Source organism: Pseudomonas quasicaspiana, assembly GCF_021147825.1.
Taxonomy (GTDB): domain Bacteria; phylum Pseudomonadota; class Gammaproteobacteria; order Pseudomonadales; family Pseudomonadaceae; genus Aquipseudomonas; species Aquipseudomonas quasicaspiana.
The window spans coordinates 1-20,986 of sequence record NZ_JAGTPI010000047.1 but is presented as its reverse complement, the minus strand read 5'-3'; the positions used below and the strand labels follow the sequence as shown (position 1 = coordinate 20,986).

The window sequence follows — 20,986 nt, the reverse complement described above, 5'->3', positions numbered from 1 at the left end:
TTGTCGGATGTTTCCGCAAGGCAAAAAAAGGCCGCTTACGAGGAAGCGGCCTGATGGATGCGCCGCCTGACTCAGTCCTTGAGCGTTTCCACCTTGCGTGGGGCCATGAAGTACATCCAGGTCAGGGCAATGAAGTACATCGCCGGGATCATGGTGAACAAAACGCTGTAATTGTTGTTGGTCGCGGTCAGAACAGCGCCCACGATCTGGGTCATGAACATCCCGCCAATGGCCGCGCACATGCCGCCAAAGCCGAACACGGTACTCATCAGATGTTTAGGCGTGTAGTCCATCACCAGACTCCAGATATTGGCAGTCCAGGCCTGATGCGCACCCACGGCGAGGGAGATCGCTAATACTGCGACCCAGAGTCCACTGGCGTTGGCGGCAAAGATCACGCTGCAGATGGTGATGGCAAATATCAGCATCGACAGCAAACGGGCGGTTGTGGCGCGCATGCCTCGGCCGATCAGCCAGGACGAGAGAATGCCGCCGCCTATGCTGCCGAAGTCAGCGGTCAGCCAGATCAGGATCAACGGGATGCCCATCTGGGTCACGCTGATACCCAGGTTGTATTGCTGATTGAGAAACGGCGGCAGCCAGTACAGGTAGAACCAGAACACAGGTGCCGTCAGCGAGTAGGCAATGGCGAAGGCCCAGGTGCCGCGCATTTTCAGGATGTGCGAGAAGGGCACTTTGACCGGTTCGGGTTCAGGGTTCTGATTGATGTAATCCAGTTCGGTCTGGCTGACGCTCGGGTGGTTTTCGGGGTTGTAGTACTTGAGGCGCCAGGTCACGACCCAGAACAGGCCGAGCAAGCCCATGCTGACAAACGCGGCTTGCCAGCCCCAGATGGTCAGAATGAACGGCAGCAGCGCAGGGGTGAGCATCGCACCAACGTTGGTCCCGGCATTGAAAATGCCGGTGGCAATGGCCCGTTCACCTGCGGGGAACCACAGCCGGGTGGTCTTGACGCACGCCGGGTAGTTGGCCGCTTCTGTCAGGCCAAGAATGAACCGGCAGATCATGAAGCCTGTGGCCGAAGTGGCCAGACCATGGGCGCCGGTGGCGAAACTCCACAACAGTACGGCGAGGAAGAAGGCGCGTTTCACGCCGACCCTGTCGATGAAGCGACCTTGCAGGAGGAAGCCTGCGGCGTAACCCACCTGGAACCAGAAGTTGATGTTGGCGTAATCCATCGCCGTCCAGCCCATTTCCTTAGCCAGGATGGGCTGCATGACACCCAGGGCGGCGCGGTCGATGTAGTTCAGGGTGGTCGCAAAAAATACCAGCGCGAGCATACCCCAGCGAACTTTACCGACGGCCATGGCACCGCGGATTTTCTCGCCCATACCGGCATGCGGATGAGCGACGTTAGCCGTCTTGGCGGCAGAGTGTGTGTGAATCATGGTTAAGCCGTCCGTTCCAGGATTCAGGCAAGTGGCCCTGAATCAGGCTATAAAAGCCAATCTGTGAAAGCGTCTCGAATCGTGGCCGAAGAGGGCCGCAGTGCTCTACAACGACGGTTACGCCGCAGGAGCTAATTTCGTGGGCGCTGGATTTTAATCAGGCTGAAGCCGATCCGATACGCGTTTCTATCAATGCGGGCGATAGAGAGGTATTTATCGGCTTGCGAGCCAGGGCTGAGTAGCCAACAGGACCGGGACGGAAGCGGGGGGAATCAATATATGAAGGCATGTGCGTGACCCTGTTTTTGAAATTGTTATGGTGTGCTTGCAAGGGTGTTATCAACTTCAGGCGGTTGGCCTTGTTCGACAATGTGCTGCTGATGTTGAGCACGGCCGACAAAAGCGTCAATCAGACAAATCTGCTTTTGGGCGATTATCGAACATTAAACTAACTGTCTGGTACATTATGAATTGCGATGGCCGTTGGCCGGGAGAATAATTCAGTTACCCCCCGTCCGTACTTTTGCCGTCCCTGCGTTCGGGGGGCATTTGAAATGCGATCCGCAGAGGTCGCGATCTCACAGGAGTCAAACATGCAACGTTCGATTGCCACCGTTTCCTTGAGCGGAACCCTGCCGGAAAAACTCGAAGCCATCGCCGCTGCCGGCTTTGACGGTGTCGAGATTTTCGAAAATGACCTCCTTTACTACGATGGCAGTCCCCGCCATGTGCGGCAGATCTGCGCCGATCTGGGCATTGCCATTACCTTGTTTCAGCCTTTCCGGGACTTCGAGGGCTGCCGCCGCGACCGTTTGCCCCGCAACCTGGATCGCGCCGAGCGCAAATTCGATTTGATGCAGGAACTGGGCACCGATCTGGTGCTGGTCTGCAGCAACAGCGCCGCCGACTCTCTGGGGGACGAACATATCCTGCGTGATGACCTGGCGATGCTGGCCGAGCGTGCGGGTGCCCGTCAGTTGCGAGTGGGCTACGAAGCGCTGGCCTGGGGCCGGCACGTCAACACCTGGCAACAAGTCTGGAATCTGGTGAAACAGGTCGATCATCCCGCCTTGGGCGTGTTGCTCGACAGTTTCCACACCTTGTCCCTCAAGGGCGATCCGAGCGCGATTGCGCAGATCCCCGGCGACAAGATCTTCTTTGTGCAAATGGCAGACGCGCCGATTCTGGCCATGGACGTCATGGAGTGGAGCCGTCACTTCCGCTGCTTCCCCGGCCAGGGAGAGTTCGATCTGCCGGGCTTCCTCGCACCGATTCTGAAAACGGGTTACACCGGGCCGCTGTCGCTGGAAATCTTCAATGACGGCTTCCGTGCCGCGCCGCCGCGTTCCAATGCTGCCGATGGCTTGCGTTCGTTGCTTTATCTGGAAGAGAAAACCCGGCTGTTGCTTGAGCAGCAGAATGAACCCGTTGCCAAGGACCTGTTGTTCAGCCCGCCACCTGCCAGCACTTACAACGGCGTCGAGTTTCTTGAGTTTGCGGTGGACGACGCTCAGGGCGCTCGCCTTGCCGGTTGGCTGAGTAATCTCGGTTTCGCCAGGCTCGGCCAGCACCGGTCCAAAGCGGTCAGCCTGATGGGGCAGGGCGATATCAAGATCGTGCTCAACGCCGAACCTTATTCATTTGCGCACAGTTTTTTTGAGGCCCACGGTCCTTCGCTTTGCGCCACTGCCTTGCGTGTCGAGAACGGTTCGGCAGCGCTGGAGCGTGCCCAGGCGTTCAAAGGTCAGCCGTATCGCGGGCTGGTCGGGCCTAACGAGCGGGAAGTGCCATCGGTACGCGCGCCGGATGGCAGCCTGATTTACCTGGTCGAGCCTGCTGTGCCGGGTGAATCGATCTACGACATCGACTTCATGGTTAACCCGAACGCCCAGGCCGGTGGCGGCCTGCAGCGCATCGATCACATGGCCATGGCGCTGCCCGCCGACAGCCTGGACAGTTGGGTGCTGTTCTATAAAAGTCTGCTGGATTTCGAAGCCGACGACGAAGTCGTTCTGCCCGACCCTTATGGTCTGGTGAAAAGCCGGGCGTTGCGCAGCCGTTGCAGCACAGTGCGTTTGCCGCTGAATATTTCGGAAAATCGCAACACGGCAATCTCTCACGCACTGTCCAGTTATCGAGGCTCAGGCGTGCACCACATCGCTTTTGCCTGCGAGGATATATTTGCCGAAGTCAGCCGCGCCAAAGAGGCTGGCTTGAAGCTGCTGGACATCCCGCTCAATTACTACGACGATCTGGCCGCGCGCTTTGATTTCGATGACGAATTCCTCAGCGAACTGGCTTATTACAACGTGCTTTATGACCGCGATGCCCAGGGCGGCGAGCTGTTTCACGTGTACACCGAGCCGTTCGACGATCGCTTTTTCTTCGAGATTCTGCAGCGCAAGAATGGCTATGTGGGTTACGGCGCCGCCAACGTTGCAGTACGTCTGGCAGCCATGGCCAAGACACGCAGCGGAGCCGCTCGTCAGGCCCGGCTCTGATCCATGTAGCGCAGTCATTTTGAGCCTCGAGGGCGGCACCAGGACTATGAGAAACATAGCACCGCCCCGATCCGACCGTGGTATGCCGCTGAAATGACAACTATTGATGAAAGTGCCGTGATCGCCCCGGTTAGAACAACGGCGACAGGGCGCAAGAATAATCCGGAAAAAACCCGGGATGACATCCTTCAGGCAGCCATTGCCGAGTTCGTCGCCCAGGGTTTGTCCGGCGCGCGTGTCGACGCTATCGCCGAGCGTACAAAAACCTCCAAGCGGATGATTTATTACTACTTCAACAGCAAGGAGCAGTTGTACGCCGAGGTGCTGGAAAGGCTTTATGGCGACATTCGCCGCACGGAAAGCGGACTCAATCTGGATGCGCTGGAGCCCATGCAGGCCATTGAGCGGCTGGTGGAGTTCACCTTCGATCACCACGACCGTAACGTCGACTTCGTGCGGATCGTGTGTATCGAGAACATCCACAACGGCGAGAACGTCAAACAGTCACCGACCATCCGCCAGTTGAGCCAGAACATTGTCAGCATTCTCGACAATATTTTGCGTCGCGGCGAAGCGCTAGGAGTGTTTCGCCAAGGCGTGAACGCTATTGATCTGCATCTGATGATCAGCTCGTTCTGTTTCTACCGGATCTCGAACCGCCACACCTTTTCCGAGATCTTCCAGATCGAATTGGTCAACGATGAGATCAAACAGCGGCACAAGGCGATGCTGTGTGATTCGGTGAGTCGATACTTGCGGCCTTGATCGCGGTCCCACTGAATCGCGCCAATATTGGGGTTGGTGCAGAACCTGTGGGAGCAGAGCTTGCTCGCGATTCAGGCGCCTCGGTTTCCGATCGAACACCGAGCTGACTGAATCGTTGGAATGCCGCCCAAACTAAGCTCTGCTCCTATCAAACAAAATATAACTATCTGATTTGGAATGCTTTTTACTGTAGGAGTGAGCTTGCTCGCGATAGCTCCAGTACAGGCGATATATTCATCGACTGACAGGCCGAATCGCGAGCAATGTGGATCGCCACCCCGGTCACTCCTACAGGGTCCGTGTTTGCTGCGCGACAGCTTGGTGTCAGGGACACCGGGGCGACTCCCACAGGGGAATGTGGCATCTGGAGATATCAGGTCAACCCAGTTATCAATCACCCATGCTCGCAAAGTGATCCTGCATGCGCCCCGCATCGGCCGTCTGGCCGCTGAACAATTCAAAAGCCTTCACCGCCTGAAACACCGCCATGGTGCCTCCGTCCAGCGTGCGGCAACCCAGGGCGCGGGCGTGTTTGAGCAGTTCGGTTTCAAGCGGGAAATAGATAATTTCTGCGACCCACAGGGCCTTATGCAACAGCTCGGGAGGTAGCGGTGTACCAGGCAGTTTGGTCATGCCGACCGGGGTGGTGTTGACCAGGCCATTGGCAGCGGCCATGGCTTCACGCAAATCCCGACCGACCAACGCCCGGTTCGCGCCGAAGTGGCTGTTCAGGTTATCCACCAGGCCTTGGGCTCTTGCCGGGTCCACTTCGAAAATACTCAATTGTTCGACGCCTTCGGCCAGCAAGGCATGGGCCACTGCGGCGCCCGCGCCACCTGCACCCATCTGCACCACGCGCTGGCGGGGCACGTCATTGAGTCCGCGACGGAAACCTTCGGCGAAACCCAGGCAGTCGGTGTTGTGGCCGATCCGCTGACCATCCTTGAACAGCACCGTGTTCACCGCGCCGATACCCCGGGCCTCAGGCGAGAGGTCATCCAGTAGCGGGATAACCGCCTGTTTGCAGGGAAAGGTAATGTTCAGCCCGGTATAACCCATGCGCTGAGCGCTGGTGATCAAGTCGGGCAGGGCGGTGATGTCGAGTTTGAACGCATCGAGGTCGAGCAGTCGATACAGATAGCGGATGCCTTGGGCATCGCCTTCGTGCTCATGCAGCGCCGGGGTGCGCGAGGCCTGGATACCCGAACCGATGAGGCCGGCGAGAATGGACGGTTTACGAATGAAAGTCATGGCGATCGGCTCTTGTTAGATGCCGCATTCAGGGATCGAAGGATGCGGTTTCAGCAAAATGTACCAGATGGTTAATTTTGCGGAAGAGCCAGGATGAAGGCAAGGCGATAAATCTGTTCGTTTATCGCCCTGGTTGATGATCTGAACCTGAATTGGAATTGGAATTGGAATGAGATTCTGTGGGAGCCGAGCTTGCTCGCGATGCAGGAGACACCGCTAGAAGACATACCGCGCTATCGTTTATCGTCGGAATACCGACCAGACCAAGCTCAGCCCCCACAGAATTGGGTCCTCTCAGTTAGGTTTCTGAGCCACTCAAGAAGCAATCAACTGCCGCAACACATAATGCAGAATCCCGCCCGCCTTGAAGTATTCCACCTCATTCAGCGTATCGATGCGGCACAGCACATCGACGATTTCCTGAGTGCCGTCTTCGCGGGTGATCGTCAGCTTGAGGCTCATGCCGGGTCGAAGCTCTGCATGGGTGAGGCCGCTGATATCCAGCGTCTCCTTACCGGTAAGGTTCAACGTCTTGCGACTCTGGCCATTCTTGAACTGCAGCGGTAATACACCCATGCCTACCAGATTGGAGCGATGGATACGTTCGAAGCTCTCGGCAATCACCGCTTTGACGCCCAGCAGGTTAGTGCCTTTTGCGGCCCAGTCGCGGCTTGAACCGGTGCCGTATTCCTGACCGGCAATGATCACCAGTGGCGTTTTTTCAGCCTGATAGCGCATGGCTGCATCGTAAATCGGCATCTTCTCGTCAGTGGGGGCGTGCAGTGTAAAACCGCCTTCTTCGCCGCCGAGCATCTCGTTGCGGATACGGATGTTGGCGAAGGTCCCGCGCATCATGACTTCATGATTGCCACGACGTGAACCGTAAGAGTTGAAGTCTCGTGGCTCAACGCCCTGTTGACGCAGATAGCGGCCTGCCGGGCTGTCCGCCTTGATGTTACCGGCCGGGGAAATGTGGTCGGTGGTCACCGAGTCACCCAGCAAGGCCAGCACACGTGCACTGTGGATGTCTTCGATGACCGGCAGCGGCCCGGCGATGTCTTCGAAGAAGGGTGGATGCTGGATGTAGGTCGAATCGTCCTGCCACACGTAAGTTGCAGCTTGCGGCACTTCGATGGCTTGCCACTGTTCGTCGCCGGCGAACACCTCGGCGTATTCCTTGTGGAACATGCCGGTATTGACCTGTTCAACCGCTTCGGCGATTTCCTTCTGGCTCGGCCAGATATCGCGCAGATAAACCGGTTGACCGTCTTTGCCTTCACCCAGGGATTCACTGCTGATATCGACTCGCACGCTACCTGCCAGCGCATAGGCGACCACCAGCGGCGGGGAGGCCAGCCAGTTGGTTTTGACCAGCGGATGCACGCGGCCTTCGAAGTTACGGTTCCCGGACAGCACTGACGCTACAGTCAGATCCGATTGTTGAATGGCTTTCTCGATAGGATCAGGCAACGGCCCGGAGTTGCCGATGCACGTGGTACAGCCATAGCCCACCAGATCGAAACCCAGTGCGTCGAGGTACTGGGTCAGCCCGGCGGCTTTGTAGTAGTCGGTCACCACTTTGGAGCCAGGGGCCAGCGACGTCTTCACCCAAGGCTTGGTTTTCAGGCCTTTCTCCACGGCTTTTTTCGCCACCAGTCCGGCGGCCATCATTACGCTAGGGTTAGAGGTGTTGGTACAGGAGGTAATTGCCGCGATGACCACAGCGCCGTTTTTCAGGCGATAGGTACGGCCTTCATGCTCATATTCGGCCTCACCGGTCACTTGATCGGCATTGCCCACCGCGACACCGCCGCCGCCTTCACTTTCCAGACGACCTTCGTCTTTCTGGGCAGGTTTGAATTGCAGGCCAAGGAAGTCAGTGAAAGCTTGGGCTACATCCGGCAACGCGACGCGATCCTGAGGACGCTTCGGACCGGCCAGGCTGGCTACGACCGTGTTCATATCCAGTTCAAGACTGTCGGTAAACACCGGATCCTGGCCGGGCAGGCGCCAGAGGCCTTGGGCCTTGCAGTAGGCCTCAACCAGTTTCACAGTTTCATCAGGACGACCGGACAGGCGTAGATAGTCCAGGGTCACATCGTCGACCGGGAAGAAACCGCACGTCGCACCATATTCAGGGGCCATATTGGCGATGGTGGCACGGTCAGCCAATGGCAGTTCCGCCAGACCGTCACCGTAGAATTCGACAAATTTGCCGACCACGCCTTTCTTGCGCAGCATTTGCGTGACGGTCAGCACGAGGTCGGTAGCGGTGATGCCTTCTCTGAGCTTGCCATTGAGTTTGAAACCGATCACTTCCGGGATCAGCATCGACACCGGCTGACCCAGCATCGCTGCTTCCGCTTCGATGCCGCCCACACCCCAGCCCAGGACGCCGAGGCCGTTAATCATAGTGGTGTGAGAATCGGTGCCCACCAGCGTGTCGGGGAAGGCATAGGTGCGGCCATCCTCGTCTTTGGTCCAGACCGTGCGCCCCAGGTATTCCAGATTGACCTGATGGCAGATCCCGGTACCCGGCGGTACTACGCTGAAATTATCGAAAGCGCTCTGGCCCCAGCGGAGAAAGGCGTAACGCTCCCCGTTGCGCTCCATTTCGATATCGACGTTTTGCGCAAATGAATCTGCATCGCCGAATTTGTCGACCATCACCGAGTGGTCGATGACCAGATCCACGGGTGACAACGGGTTGATACGCTGCGGATCGCCGCCAGCCTTGGCCACGGCGGCGCGCATGGCAGCCAGATCGACCACGGCCGGTACGCCGGTGAAGTCTTGCATCAGGACGCGGGCAGGGCGGTACTGAATTTCCCGGTCGGAGCGACGCTCGCCCAGCCAGGCAGCCAGCGATTTCAGGTCTGTTCCGGTGACGGTCTTGTTGTCCTCCCAGCGCAGCAGGTTTTCCAGCAGCACCTTGAGGGACATTGGCAATTTGCTCAGATCGCCCAGGCTCTTTGCGGCTTCTGGCAGACTGAAGTAGTGGTAGGTCTTGTTGTCGATTTCGAGTGTTTTAAGGGTGTTCAGGCTATCGAGGGAGGGCATGAAATAACTCCTTTGATGCGTCCGCACGGTACGGACTGGACGATTTAAATCCTTTTGCAAGCTTAGATCTTGGTATCGCTCGCGATTGAATGCTTATGTGCTAATGACCAGCCGGTTCCACCAGTGGTTCCTGATTCAGCTATCATGCTCGCCTTTTGCGTCGCTGAGGTTAATTCTCTCGTATAGGTCGACGTGTTCAGGAGCACCCCATGAACACCCTGTTTATGCACTGTCGTCCGGGCTTTGAAGGTGAGGTCTGTTCGGAAATCGCCGAGCATGCGGCACGCCTCAATGTGTCCGGCTACGCCAAAGCCAAGCCAAATACCGCCTGCGCCGAATTTGTCTGCACCGAGGGCGACGGTGCCGAGCGGCTTATGAATGGCCAGCGCTTCTCGAAACTGATCTTCCCTCGCCAATGGGCTCGGGGTGTGTTTCTGGAGTTGCCGGAAACAGACCGCATCAGTGTCATTCTTGCGCACATGGCGAGCTTTGCCACCTGCGGCAGCCTGTGGCTGGAAGTGGTCGACACCAACGATGGCAAGGAGCTTTCGACGTTCTGTCGCAAGTTCGAAGCCCCGTTGCGCAAGGCGCTGACTCAGGCTGGCAAGCTGGTCGACGATCCGCGTAAGCCACGCTTGTTGCTGACCTTCAAGAGTGGTCGTGAGGTGTTTCTCGGACTGGCTGATGCCGACAATTCGGCGATGTGGCCCATGGGCATCCCTCGTCTGAAATTTCCCCGTGAAGCGCCAAGTCGTTCAACGCTGAAACTGGAAGAGGCCTGGCATCACTTCATCCCGCGTGATCAGTGGGATGAGCGTCTTTCCGGTGACATGACCGGTGTTGACCTCGGCGCTGCGCCGGGTGGCTGGACTTACCAACTGGTGCGTCGCGGCATGCTAGTGACGGCCATCGACAACGGGCCAATGGCCGAAAGCCTGATGGACACCGGGCTGGTTCAGCATTTGATGGCCGATGGGTTTACTTACAAACCGCGCCAACCGGTGGACTGGATGGTGTGTGACATCGTCGAGAAACCCGCGCGCAATGCCGCTTTGCTGGAAACCTGGCTGGGCGAGGGCTTGTGTCGCGAAGCCGTGGTCAACCTCAAATTGCCGATGAAACAGCGCTATGCCGAAGTCAGTCGCCTGTTACTGCGCATTGAGGAAGGCTTCGAAGCGCGAGGTATTCGGGTCGAGATCGGCTGCAAGCAGCTGTACCACGACCGCGAAGAAGTGACCTGCCATTTGCGTCGGCTGGACGGGAAGCGCAAGGGGTGAGTTGCACTATCGCCTGAACCTGATTTGAAATGCGACCTTGTGGGAGCCGGGCGTGCCCGCGATGCATGAGACGTGGTCAGAGGGCATTCCGCGTTATCGTTTATCGTCGGAATGCCGCCCAGACCAAGCTCGGCTCCCACAGGGCCGCATTCCTGATGGCTAATCACCTAATCGCTGGGCAATACGCTGGTTCAGGCGTGACAACTTCAGCTCATTTCTATCGCCGTACACCCATCGCGCTCGTATAATGCCCGGCCTTGTCGTCCGGCCTTTTGTGAGCCTATGTACCCGATTCCCGAAATTGAAGCCTTCCTCCTTTGCCGCACCCCCGATAGCTGGGTTCAGGCTGCATTACGCAATCTGGATATCCTGCTGATCGACCACGCGAACAACGAAAAGAAGGCGGCCGGGGCGGCGTTTCAGTTCATGTTCCAGTACAACGACAAGTTTGACCTGCTGAGCAAGATGTCGCGCCTGGCTCGGGAAGAGCTGCGCCACTTCGAGCAAGTGCTGAGCATCATCCGCAAGCGCGAAATCCCCATGGCCAACGTCAGTTCTGCACGGTATGCCGGGGCTCTGCGCAAGCTGGTGCGCAATCACAATCCGTATCGTCTGACGGATGCGTTGATCGTCGGGGCGATTGTCGAAGCCCGTTCCTGCGAGCGCTTCGCCTGTCTGGTGCCACACCTGGATGAAGAGCTGGGTAAGTTCTACGCCGGGCTGTTGAAGTCCGAAGCACGCCATTTTCAGGACTATCTGAAGCTGGCCTACACCTATGGCGACAAGGCTGATGTTGACGCCAAGATCGAAGAAGTCCGCCTCGCCGAACGCGAACTGATCGAAAGCCCGGACGAAGAGTTCCGGTTTCACAGCGGTGTGCCGGCGTTCGGTTGAGCCTGATCTCGCAACCTGCTTTCTGACCTGTGGCGACACGCCTGCCCCGCTAAACCGGTAGGAGCGAACTTGTTCGCGAGGCGGTGTATCAGCGACCGATGTTTTTCAGTCATGCCCCTTCGCGAACAAGTTCGCTCCTACCGGTTTAGCACTCGTCTCGCTTCCTAAAAATAGTAAGCAAGCTAATAAAAGCTTTGCCATTTGCTGCCTAAGCAGTAATATCGCCACATTCTCTGCCTAGGCAGCTAATTTGGTGGATTCATGAAACATTTCAGTCCTGACAATCAGCAGTCGACGATCATGGGCATGCTGATCGGCCGCACCAATTCGCTGAAGGATCGCATTCTCGACAAGCAATTAGTGCCCTACGGCATCACTTTCTCGCAGTTCAAGGTGTTGATCATCGTTGCCCAGTTCCGCGCGGACACTCCCGCAGAATTGTGTCGGCACCTGTCCCTGGACAGCGGTTCCATGACCCGCATGCTTGATCGCCTTGAGCAGAAACAATTGCTGGAGCGCACCCGATCGGCCACTGATCGGCGTCAGGTCCAGTTGGTTCTGACGGAGCAGGGGCGAATCATCACCGACCAATTGCCGCAAATTGGCGCTGAAGCCATGAATGAATTGCTTGGCGTGCTGGATGCGGAAGAGGTGGCAAGTCTGGAGAGAATTCTCAGCAAGGTGCTGATCGATGCCAACGATCACATCGCCATTACCCGTCTGAGTTTCAAAGACAGAGGTGCAGAATGAGCCTTTCTGTATCGCGGGCGCGCTATAGCCTGTTGCTGATCGCCCTGAGTGTCGCCGGTTGCGCCAACTACAGCGGCCTGACCACCCAAGGCAAAAGCCTTGACGCTAATACCTTGCAAGCCGAACACAGCCTGCAAGGTATTAGCCTGTCGCCTGCGGCCTGGCCTAAACGTGACTGGTGGACAAACCTCGGCGATCCTCAACTGAACGCCCTGATCGACGAAGCCCTGCGCGACAGCCCCGACATGCAGGTCGCCAATGCGCGCACTCATCAAGCCATGGCTTCGGCCTACGCTGCCGATGCGGCACGTATGCCGACAGTCGACGCCGACGCCAGTGTCAGTCGCTCGCGCCTGGCCCGGGATCAGGACCCGAGCGGCATGGGCGGGCGCTACAGCACCTTGCGCAGCCTCGCGGTGAACTTCAATTACAACTTCGATTTATGGGGCGGCCAGCGGGCAGCCTGGGAAGCGGCTTTGGGTCAGGCTCGCGCTGCTGAAGTCGATGAACAAGCTGCGCGCCTGACGTTGGCTGCCGATGTGGCGCGTGCCTACAGCGATGTAGGTCAGGCTTACATCGTCCATGATCTGGCGACCGAGGATCTCAAGCGCACGCAGCAATTGCTCAATCTGGGCAATCAGCGTCTGCAGTCCGGGATCGACAGCCAGTATCAATATCAGCAGACCGAAAGTCTGGAGGCCAACTCTCAAGAGGCGCTGATCGCCGCGGAGAAAAACCTGCGCAGCGCAAAAATCGCTTTGGCGGTGTTGCTTGGTAAAGGCCCGGATCGCGGTCAGGAAATCGCCAGACCCAACTTGCTCAAGCCGGCCGTTGTTACCTTGCCGACTTCATTGCCCGCCGAGTTGCTGGGACGTCGGCCGGACATCGTCGCGGCCCGCTGGCGCGTTGAAGCCGCGAGCAAGAGCATCGTGGCGGGCAAGACCAATTTCTATCCGAACCTGAACCTCAGTGCCGCTGCCGGGGCTGAGTCGTTGCTGGGTGACGCTATGTTTGGTTCGGCCAGCCGCTTCTTCAATGTTGCTCCGACCATCTCCCTCCCGTTGTTCGACGGCGGCCGTTTGCGTGCTGATCTGGACGCTCGCGATGCCGATTACGACCTCGCCGTTGCGCAGTACAACAAGAGCCTGGTGCGGGCCTTGGGCGATGTCAGCGATAACATCGGTCAGTTGCGTGCCATTGATGGCCAGATTCAGGCCCGTCAGCACGCCACGGATGTGGTCCAGCAATCATTCAATACCGTGACCCAGCGCTATGGCTCGGGGATCGGCAACTACCTGGACGTGCTGACCACCGAGCAGCAATTACTCCAGTCACAACGCCAACTGGCTGATCTCAACGCCGAACGAATCGATTTGTCGATCCAGTTGATGCAAGCCCTGGGCGGTGGTTTCGAGGGCGAGAGTCCCTCCGACGCCACTTCATCAACTGCTTCGCTGACTAACTCAAGGTAATCGTCATGGCCACTGCCGCTAGCGAAAACACTTCTGGCAACGCTCCGGAAAACAGTAAAAAAGACACTAACCCACGTAAGCGCAAACTGCTCCTGATCGGCTTGGCGCTCGTGGTCATTCTCGGCGGGTTGGGCGTCTGGGCCTGGCATGAACTGTATGGCCGCTGGAATGAAAACACCGACGATGCTTATGTGAACGGTAATGTGGTGGAAATCACTCCGCTGGTCACCGGCACTGTGACCAGCATTGGCGCGGATGATGGTGATCTGGTCCGCGCCGGGCAGGTGTTGCTGCAATTTGACCCTTCGGATGCCGAAGTCGGTCTGCAAAGTGCCGAAGCCAATCTGGGCAAAACCGTGCGGCAGGTTCGCGGTCTGTACAGCAATGTCGACGGCATGAAAGCGCAACTGGCAGCCCAGCGCGCTGAAGTGAAAAAGGCTCAGGACAACTACACCCGGCGCAAAAGTCTTGCCGCAGGCGGGGCAATTTCTCAGGAAGAGCTGTCCCACGCCCATGACGATTTGATCAGTGCGCAAAGCGCCTTGAGCAATGTTCAGCAGCAACTGGCGAGTAGTGTCGCGTTGGTGGATGACACCGAAGTGTCGTCGCACCCGGACGTGAAGGCCGCTGCGGCTCAGTTGCGTCAGGCTTACCTGGCCAATGCTCGCAGCACCTTGATCGCGCCGGTCACCGGTTACGTCGCCAAACGAACGGTACAACTGGGCCAGCGCGTTCAGCCGGGCACCGCATTGATGGCGGTGATTCCGCTGGATCAGTTGTGGATCGATGCCAACTTCAAGGAAACCCAACTGGGCAAAATGCGCATTGGTCAGCCAGTGGAAATCGAGTCGGACCTTTACGGCAGTGACGTGAAGTACAGCGGCACCATCGACAGTCTGGGTGCCGGTACCGGCAGTGCATTCGCTCTGCTGCCTGCACAGAACGCCACCGGCAACTGGATCAAGATCGTTCAGCGCGTTCCCGTTCGTGTCCACATCAACGCAGAAGAACTGGCGAAGCATCCGCTGCGCATCGGCCTGTCCACGACAGTTAACGTCGATCTGCATGATCAGAGCGGACCGGTATTGGCGCAACAGCCGCCGAAGCAGGCTTCGTTCAGCACCAACGTCTATGAGCAGCAACTGGCCGAGGCAGATGCCTTGATCAATCGTCTGATTCATGAAAACAGCGCACTGACCGGCAAGACTGCTCAGCGCTGATCCGCCAATCCGCGTGCCCTGGCCTTTGAACGGCCGGGGCAGCGTCAAGTTTTCAGGGATTCGCGATGAGCGCCAACGCCCCCGCATCATTTACGCCGCCCAGCCTGCTGCTGTGTACCATCGGCCTTTCGCTGGCGACCTTCATGCAGGTTCTCGATACGACGATTGCCAACGTCGCCTTGCCGACCATTTCCGGCAATCTGGGCGTCAGCTCGGAGCAGGGCACTTGGGTTATTACCTCGTTCGCCGTGAGTAACGCCATCGCCTTGCCGCTGACAGGCTGGCTGAGCCGCCGTTTTGGCGAGGTGAAGCTTTTTCTGTGGGCGACGATTCTGTTCGTGCTGGCGTCGTTCCTGTGCGGGATTTCCCAGTCAATGCCGGAGCTGGTGGGCTTTCGCGTGCTGCAAGGCGTAGTGGCGGGGCCGTTGTACCCGATGACGCAAACCCTGTTGATTGCGGTGTACCCCCCGGCGAAAAGGGGGATGGCACTGGCATTGCTGGCGATGGTCACGGTGGTCGCACCGATTGCCGGGCCGATTCTCGGCGGCTGGATCACTGACAGTTACAGTTGGCCGTGGATCTTCTTCATCAATATACCGATTGGCCTGTTCGCAGTGCTGGTCGTACGCATGCAAATGGCCAAACGGCCAGTGGTGACCAGTTACCAGCCCATGGACTATATCGGGCTGATCACTTTGATCATTGGCGTCGGTGCCTTGCAGATCGTGCTCGACAAGGGCAACGACCTGGACTGGTTCGAGTCAAATTTCATCGTCATCGGCGCGCTGATTTCAGCCGTAGCATTGTCGGTTTTCGTGATCTGGGAAATGACCGACAAGCACCCGATAGTCAATCTTCGTCTGTTTGCCTTTCGTAACTTCCGCATCGGCACCATGGTTCTGGTCGGCGGCTATTCCGGGTTCTTTGGTATCAACCTGTTGCTGCCCCAGTGGCTGCAGACCCAGATGGGCTACACGGCAACCTGGGCGGGGCTGGCTGTAGCACCCATCGGTATCTTGCCGGTGTTGATGTCGCCTTTTGTCGGCAAGTACGCACACAAGTTCGACCTGCGCGTGCTGGCCGGATTGGCGTTTCTGGCGATTGGCACCAGTTGTTTCATGCGGGCGGGCTTCACCAACGAGGTGGACTTTGAACACATCGCGCTGGTCCAGTTGTTCATGGGGGCGGGCGTGGCGTTGTTCTTCATGCCGACGTTGAGCATTCTGCTTTCAGACTTGCCGCCTAATCAGATTGCCGATGGCTCAGGGCTGGCGACGTTTTTGCGGACGCTGGGCGGTAGCTTCGCGGCATCGCTGACCACGTGGATCTGGATCCGTCGTGCCGATCAGCATCATGCGTATCTGAGTGAAAACATCAGCACTTATGATCCTGCGACCCGGGATGCGCTGAACTCACTGGGTGGTGCGAGCCCTTCGGCTTATGCGCAACTTGAGCAGACCCTCAATAGCCAGGCGTACATGATGTCCACGGTGGATTATTTCTATCTAATGGGCTGGATATTCATGGGCCTGATTCTGCTGGTCTGGCTGGCCAAACCACCGTTTACCGCCAAAGCCGGGCCTGCGGCAGGCGGGGGACATTGATGTAGCAACTTCTCCTGTAGGGGCTGCCGAAGGCTGCGAAGCGGTGTGTCAGGGAAACCGCTTTCGCAGCCTTCGGCAGCTCCTACAAAGGATGAGGCAGGGCGGCCATCTGCTCCGGCACAAAATCAAACGCCCCCAGCTGAAACCCTTGTTCATCCACCTGCACAGCCCAGCCTTGCTTGTCCCAGTCACCCAGCACGATGCGCCGCGCCGCCTGATCGCCGATCTGTAGCTTATGGATGGCGGGGCGGTGGGTGTGGCCGTGGATCAGAGTACGTACGTCAAATTGCTGCATCACGTTGGGCACTTCTTCTGGCGTGACGTCGACGATGTCGTTGGCTTTCATGCGGGTTTGCGAGCGGCTTTCATTGCGCAGTTTGCGCGCCAGCTTGTATCGGGTGCTCTTGGGCAGATTACGCAGCACGAACAACGTCAGTGGGTTGCGCAGGTAACGGCGCATGCGAATGTAGCCTTCATCCCGCGTACACAGGCTGTCGCCGTGCATCAGCAGAACAGGCTCGCCGTTCAACTGAACGACGCTCGGGTCTGGCAGCAGTGTGCATCCAGCCGCTTTACAGAAGGCACGGCCAATCATGAAGTCACGATTGCCATGCATCAGAAATATTTGGGTGCCGCTATCGCTCAGCTCTCGCAAGGCCTGGCAAATCGAGCGCTGAAAGGGCGACATTGCATCATCGCCAATCCAGACCTCGAAAAAATCACCGAGGATATACAGGGCCTGAGCATCGCGGGCACGGCCCGCGATCAGATCCAGAAACGCCCGGGTTATGTCCGGGCGCTCTTCCTGCAAATGCAGATCGGAGATCAGCAATATCACTCAACGATCTCGGCTTTCTCGATGATCACGTCTTCAGTCGGTACGTCCTGGTGACCGGATTTGCTGCCGGTGGACACGCCTTTGATCTTGTCGACAACGTCAGTGCCTTCGATCACTTCAGCGAATACAGCGTAACCCCAGCCTTGAGTGGTCTTGGCGCTGTGGTTGAGGAAGCTGTTGTCGGCAACGTTGATGAAGAACTGCGCGGAGGCCGAATGCGGCTCCATGGTACGGGCCATGGCAACGCTGTACTTCTTGTTCGGCAGACCGTTGTCAGCTTCGTTCTGGATGCTTGGGCGCTTGTCTTTCTTTTCTTTCATGCCAGGCTCGAAACCGCCGCCCTGGATCATGAAGTTACCGATGACACGGTGGAAAACGGTGTTTTCGTAGTGGCCGGCGTTGACGTATTCGATGAAGTTGGCGACGGTCAGCGGCGCTTTTTCAGCGTTCAGTTCCAGGACGATGTCGCCGTGGTTGGTGGTCAATTTTACTTTGGACATATCAAAAGTCGCTCTTTTGGCATTCGTGAATGGACGCGTTATAACCCAGACGCGCAGTTTACAGAGGTCGTTACATAATTCTTTCGAGATTTTAACTCGATGGTTTTCTTACAGGGCGCTGTTAGCCTATTGACAGCTTCGGCTATCATAAGCGCTTTGATTTAGTCGGCCTACCCTGGCCGCGCACTTGTATTGTCCAAGGATCCTATGAGCAAGCCCACTCAAGACCCCGCTGCGAATTCAAAGGCAGGCCCTGCAATTCCTACCAATTTCCTGCGCCCGATTGTCCAGGCTGACCTCGATTCGGGTAAGCACACGAAGATCGTGACGCGCTTTCCGCCTGAGCCAAACGGCTATCTGCACATCGGCCACGCCAAGTCGATCTGCGTGAATTTCGGTCTGGCTCAGGAATTCGGTGGCGTCACGCACCTGCGTTTTGACGACACCAACCCGGCCAAGGAAGACCAGGAATACATCGACGCCATTGAAAGCGACGTCAAGTGGCTGGGCTTCGAGTGGGATGGCGAAGTGCGCTATGCCTCGCAGTATTTCGATCAATTGCACGACTGGGCTGTCGAGCTGATCAAGGCTGGCAAGGCTTACGTGGACGATCTGACCCCGGAACAGGCGCGCGAATATCGCGGCACTCTGACCGAGCCGGGCAAGAACAGCCCGTTCCGTGAGCGCAGCGTTGAGGAAAACCTTGACCTGTTCGCCCGCATGAAAGCCGGTGAGTTCGAAGACGGTGCCCGCGTACTGCGCGCCAAAATCGACATGGCTTCGCCGAACATGAACCTGCGCGACCCGATCCTGTATCGCATTCGTCATGCTCACCACCACCAGACCGGCGACAAGTGGTGCATCTACCCGATCTACGACTTCACCCACGGTCAGTCGGATGCCATCGAAGGCATCACGCACTCGATCTGCACCCTGGAGTTCGAAAGCCATCGTCCGCTGTATGACTGGTTCCTCGATAACCTGCCGGTGCCAAGCAAGCCGCGCCAGTACGAGTTCTCGCGCCTGAACCTGAACTACACCATCACCAGCAAGCGCAAGCTCAAGCAATTGGTCGATGAAAAGCACGTTCACGGCTGGGACGACCCGCGCATGTCGACGCTGTCGGGTTTCCGCCGTCGTGGCTACACGCCGAAGTCGATCCGTAACTTCTGCGAAATGATCGGCACCAACCGTTCCGACGGGGTAGTCGATTTCGGCATGCTGGAATTCAGTATCCGCGACGATCTGGACCACAGCGCTCCGCGTGCCATGTGCGTGCTGCGTCCGTTGAAAGTCGTGATCACTAATTATCCGGAAGGTCAGGTCGAGAAGCTCGAGCTGCCGCGTCACCCGAAAGAAGACCTCGGCGTACGCGAGCTGCCGTTCTCCCGCGAGATCTACATCGATCGCGACGACTACATGGAAGAGCCGCCAAAGGGCTACAAGCGTCTGGAGCCGAATGGCGAAGTGCGCCTGCGTGGCAGCTACGTGATCCGTGCCGACGAAGCGATCAAGGATGCCGACGGCAACATCGTCGAGCTGCGTTGCTCTTACGACCCCGACACCCTGGGCAAGAACCCTGAAGGCCGTAAGGTCAAAGGCGTTGTGCACTGGGTCCCGGCGGCTGAAAGCGTTGAATGCGAAGTCCGTCTTTACGACCGTCTGTTCCGTTCGCCAAATCCTGAAAAGACCGAAGACGGTGCGACCTTCCTGGACAACATCAATCCGGATTCCCTGCAAGTGCTGACCGGTTGTCGTGCTGAACCTTCATTGGGGCAAGCGCAACCGGAAGACCGTTTCCAGTTCGAACGCGAAGGTTATTTCTGCGCGGATATCAAGGACTCGAAACCTGGTCAACCCGTCTTCAACCGCACGGTGACGTTGCGGGACTCCTGGACCTGAGGCAAGCAAGTGCTTTCTATCTACAACACGCTCACCAAGAGCAAAGAAGTCTTCAAACCGCTGGATGGTAACAAGGTGCGTATGTATGTCTGCGGGATGACCGTGTACGACTACTGCCACCTGGGCCACGGCCGCAGCATGGTGGCGTTCGACCTCGTGACCCGCTGGCTGCGCTTCAGCGGTTACGACCTGACGTATGTGCGCAACATCACCGACATTGACGACAAGATCATCAATCGTGCCCGTGAAAACGGCGAGTCGTTCGATGCGCTGACGGCGCGAATGATTGATGCGATGCATGAGGACGAAGCACGGCTGAATATCCTCAAGCCGGATATGGAGCCGCGTGCCACCGATTACATCGACGGCATGCACGCCATGATCCAGACCTTGATCGACAAGGGCTACGCCTATGCGCCGGGTAATGGCGACGTGTATTACCGCGTCGGCAAATTCCTCGGTTACGGCAAGCTGTCGCGCAAGAAGATCGAAGACCTGCGCATTGGCGCACGTATCGAAGTGGACGAGTCCAAGGACGATCCGCTGGACTTCGTGCTCTGGAAAGGCGTCAAACCGGGCGAACCCAGCTGGGAATCGCCATGGGGTGCAGGGCGTCCAGGCTGGCACATCGAGTGCTCGGTGATGTCCACCTGCTGCCTGGGTGAGACGTTCGATATTCATGGCGGTGGCAGCGACCTTGAGTTTCCGCACCATGAAAACGAAATCGCCCAGAGTGAGGCGGCCACTGGCAAGACCTACGCCAATGCGTGGTTGCACTGCGGCATGATCCGCATCAATGGCGAGAAGATGTCCAAGTCATTGAACAACTTCTTCACCATCCGCGACGTGCTGGAAAAATACTCGCCGGAAGTGGTGCGGTATCTGCTGGTTTCCAGTCACTACCGCAGCGCGATTAACTATTCCGAAGACAGTCTCAGGGAATCCAAGAGCGCGCTGGAGCGTTTCTACCACGCCCTTCGTGGCTTGCCGGTTTCCGAGCCGGTGGGTGGTGAGGCATTCGTGGAGCGTTTCTCTGCGGCCATGAACGACGACTTCGGTACGCCTGAAGCGTGCGCGGTGTTGTTCGAGATGGTTCGTGAAATCAACCGTTTGCGCGAAACAGACTTGGCGGCCGCCGCCGGTTTGGCGGCGCGCTTGAAGCAGCTGGCCAGTGTGTTGGGCGTCTTGCAGCTTGAAGCCGATGACTTTTTGCGCGCAGGTGCGGAAGGGCGGGTTGATGCGGCAGAAGTTGAAGCACTGATCCAGGCGCGTCTCGCTGCCCGCGCAGCCAAGGATTGGGCCGAGTCCGACCGCATCCGCGACCAGATCACCGCCATGGGCGTGGTGCTGGAAGATGGGAAGGGCGGTACGACCTGGCGGTTGGCGGATTGATTAGCTGACGGCTGGCTGTAATTCCCTGTGGGAGTCGCCCAAGTGTCCCAGGCACCACGCTGTCGCGCAGCAAACACGGACCCTGTAGGAGTGAGCTTGCTCGCGATTCGGCCTGTCAGTCGATGAATATATTGCCTGTACTGGAGCTATC

At 57.7% G+C, this 20,986-nt stretch carries 15 protein-coding genes; 10 read left to right on the top strand and 5 right to left on the bottom strand.

Features of this window, described 5'->3' with window-relative positions:
* Positions 1-71: 71 nt before the first annotated feature.
* Positions 72-1,409 (bottom strand): MFS transporter, encoded by a 1,338-nt coding sequence (locus KDX30_RS22030; RefSeq protein WP_231677486.1) that lies wholly within the window; start codon positions 1,407-1,409, stop codon positions 72-74.
* 593 nt (positions 1,410-2,002) lie between these two features.
* On the opposite strand from KDX30_RS22030, the gene quiC reads away from it, so the two are divergent.
* Together quiC and KDX30_RS22020 are read left to right on the top strand one after the other, a co-directional pair.
* On the top strand, positions 2,003-3,910 hold the full coding sequence (gene quiC / locus KDX30_RS22025) for a 3-dehydroshikimate dehydratase QuiC (protein WP_027902112.1): 1,908 nt from the start codon (positions 2,003-2,005) through the stop codon (positions 3,908-3,910).
* A 93-nt stretch (positions 3,911-4,003) separates the two neighbouring features.
* Complete coding sequence (locus KDX30_RS22020) at positions 4,004-4,675, top strand: TetR/AcrR family transcriptional regulator (RefSeq protein ID WP_099269816.1); 672 nt, start codon at positions 4,004-4,006, stop codon at positions 4,673-4,675.
* A gap of 390 nt (positions 4,676-5,065) precedes the next feature.
* On the opposite strand, the gene KDX30_RS22015 is transcribed toward KDX30_RS22020, so the two are convergent.
* On the bottom strand, positions 5,066-5,926 hold the full coding sequence (locus KDX30_RS22015) for a shikimate dehydrogenase (protein WP_264760354.1): 861 nt from the start codon (positions 5,924-5,926) through the stop codon (positions 5,066-5,068).
* 315 nt (positions 5,927-6,241) lie between these two features.
* On the bottom strand, positions 6,242-8,986 hold the full coding sequence (acnA, locus tag KDX30_RS22010; protein WP_231677485.1) for an aconitate hydratase AcnA: 2,745 nt from the start codon (positions 8,984-8,986) through the stop codon (positions 6,242-6,244).
* A gap of 209 nt (positions 8,987-9,195) precedes the next feature.
* Here acnA and rlmM point away from each other — a divergent pair, with 209 nt between their 5' ends.
* From rlmM to KDX30_RS21980, 6 genes are all read left to right on the top strand, one after another.
* Positions 9,196-10,263 (top strand): 23S rRNA (cytidine(2498)-2'-O)-methyltransferase RlmM, encoded by a 1,068-nt coding sequence (gene rlmM, locus KDX30_RS22005; protein ID WP_231677484.1) that lies wholly within the window; start codon positions 9,196-9,198, stop codon positions 10,261-10,263.
* A gap of 282 nt (positions 10,264-10,545) precedes the next feature.
* Positions 10,546-11,157 carry a tRNA-(ms[2]io[6]A)-hydroxylase gene (miaE, locus tag KDX30_RS22000; protein ID WP_027902107.1) on the top strand — a complete coding sequence of 204 codons (612 nt, stop codon included), beginning with the start codon at positions 10,546-10,548 and terminating at the stop codon, positions 11,155-11,157.
* A 261-nt stretch (positions 11,158-11,418) separates the two neighbouring features.
* Positions 11,419-11,907 (top strand): MarR family winged helix-turn-helix transcriptional regulator, encoded by a 489-nt coding sequence (locus KDX30_RS21995; protein WP_027902106.1) that lies wholly within the window; start codon positions 11,419-11,421, stop codon positions 11,905-11,907.
* Entirely contained in the window at positions 11,904-13,379 is a 1,476-nt protein-coding gene (locus KDX30_RS21990; protein ID WP_231673864.1) for an efflux transporter outer membrane subunit, read from the top strand. The genes KDX30_RS21995 and KDX30_RS21990 overlap by 4 nt, the downstream gene beginning before the upstream one ends.
* A gap of 5 nt (positions 13,380-13,384) precedes the next feature.
* A complete protein-coding gene (locus tag KDX30_RS21985; protein ID WP_122397505.1) occupies positions 13,385-14,599 on the top strand; it encodes an HlyD family efflux transporter periplasmic adaptor subunit in 1,215 nt (404 codons plus the stop codon).
* A gap of 65 nt (positions 14,600-14,664) precedes the next feature.
* Positions 14,665-16,203 (top strand): DHA2 family efflux MFS transporter permease subunit, encoded by a 1,539-nt coding sequence (locus tag KDX30_RS21980; RefSeq protein WP_099269822.1) that lies wholly within the window; start codon positions 14,665-14,667, stop codon positions 16,201-16,203.
* A gap of 82 nt (positions 16,204-16,285) precedes the next feature.
* Here KDX30_RS21980 and lpxH read toward each other — a convergent pair whose 3' ends face one another.
* Positions 16,286-17,041 carry a UDP-2,3-diacylglucosamine diphosphatase gene (gene lpxH, locus KDX30_RS21975; protein WP_231677483.1) on the bottom strand — a complete coding sequence of 252 codons (756 nt, stop codon included), beginning with the start codon at positions 17,039-17,041 and terminating at the stop codon, positions 16,286-16,288.
* Complete coding sequence (locus tag KDX30_RS21970; RefSeq protein WP_027902101.1) at positions 17,038-17,541, bottom strand: peptidylprolyl isomerase; 504 nt, start codon at positions 17,539-17,541, stop codon at positions 17,038-17,040. Before KDX30_RS21970 ends, lpxH begins: the two co-directional genes overlap by 4 nt.
* A gap of 207 nt (positions 17,542-17,748) precedes the next feature.
* Here KDX30_RS21970 and KDX30_RS21965 point away from each other — a divergent pair, with 207 nt between their 5' ends.
* Together KDX30_RS21965 and cysS are read left to right on the top strand one after the other, a co-directional pair.
* On the top strand, positions 17,749-19,443 hold the full coding sequence (locus KDX30_RS21965) for a glutamine--tRNA ligase/YqeY domain fusion protein (RefSeq protein WP_027902100.1): 1,695 nt from the start codon (positions 17,749-17,751) through the stop codon (positions 19,441-19,443).
* Positions 19,444-19,452: 9 nt separating this feature from the next.
* Complete coding sequence (gene cysS / locus KDX30_RS21960) at positions 19,453-20,835, top strand: cysteine--tRNA ligase (RefSeq protein WP_231673861.1); 1,383 nt, start codon at positions 19,453-19,455, stop codon at positions 20,833-20,835.
* The last annotated feature ends 151 nt before the right edge of the window (positions 20,836-20,986 follow it).

Coding starts and splice junctions, on each gene's coding strand:
- KDX30_RS21985 (WP_122397505.1), top strand. CDS start 13,385: ATGGCCACTGCCGCTAGCGAAAACACTTCTGGCAACGCTCCGGAAAAC.
- KDX30_RS21970 (WP_027902101.1), bottom strand. CDS start 17,541: ATGTCCAAAGTAAAATTGACCACCAACCACGGCGACATCGTCCTGGAA.
- rlmM (WP_231677484.1), top strand. CDS start 9,196: ATGAACACCCTGTTTATGCACTGTCGTCCGGGCTTTGAAGGTGAGGTC.
- KDX30_RS21990 (WP_231673864.1), top strand. CDS start 11,904: ATGAGCCTTTCTGTATCGCGGGCGCGCTATAGCCTGTTGCTGATCGCC.
- miaE (WP_027902107.1), top strand. CDS start 10,546: ATGTACCCGATTCCCGAAATTGAAGCCTTCCTCCTTTGCCGCACCCCC.
- KDX30_RS22030 (WP_231677486.1), bottom strand. CDS start 1,409: ATGATTCACACACACTCTGCCGCCAAGACGGCTAACGTCGCTCATCCG.
- KDX30_RS21995 (WP_027902106.1), top strand. CDS start 11,419: ATGAAACATTTCAGTCCTGACAATCAGCAGTCGACGATCATGGGCATG.
- KDX30_RS21980 (WP_099269822.1), top strand. CDS start 14,665: ATGAGCGCCAACGCCCCCGCATCATTTACGCCGCCCAGCCTGCTGCTG.
- acnA (WP_231677485.1), bottom strand. CDS start 8,986: ATGCCCTCCCTCGATAGCCTGAACACCCTTAAAACACTCGAAATCGAC.
- KDX30_RS22020 (WP_099269816.1), top strand. CDS start 4,004: ATGACAACTATTGATGAAAGTGCCGTGATCGCCCCGGTTAGAACAACG.
- KDX30_RS21965 (WP_027902100.1), top strand. CDS start 17,749: ATGAGCAAGCCCACTCAAGACCCCGCTGCGAATTCAAAGGCAGGCCCT.
- quiC (WP_027902112.1), top strand. CDS start 2,003: ATGCAACGTTCGATTGCCACCGTTTCCTTGAGCGGAACCCTGCCGGAA.
- KDX30_RS22015 (WP_264760354.1), bottom strand. CDS start 5,926: ATGACTTTCATTCGTAAACCGTCCATTCTCGCCGGCCTCATCGGTTCG.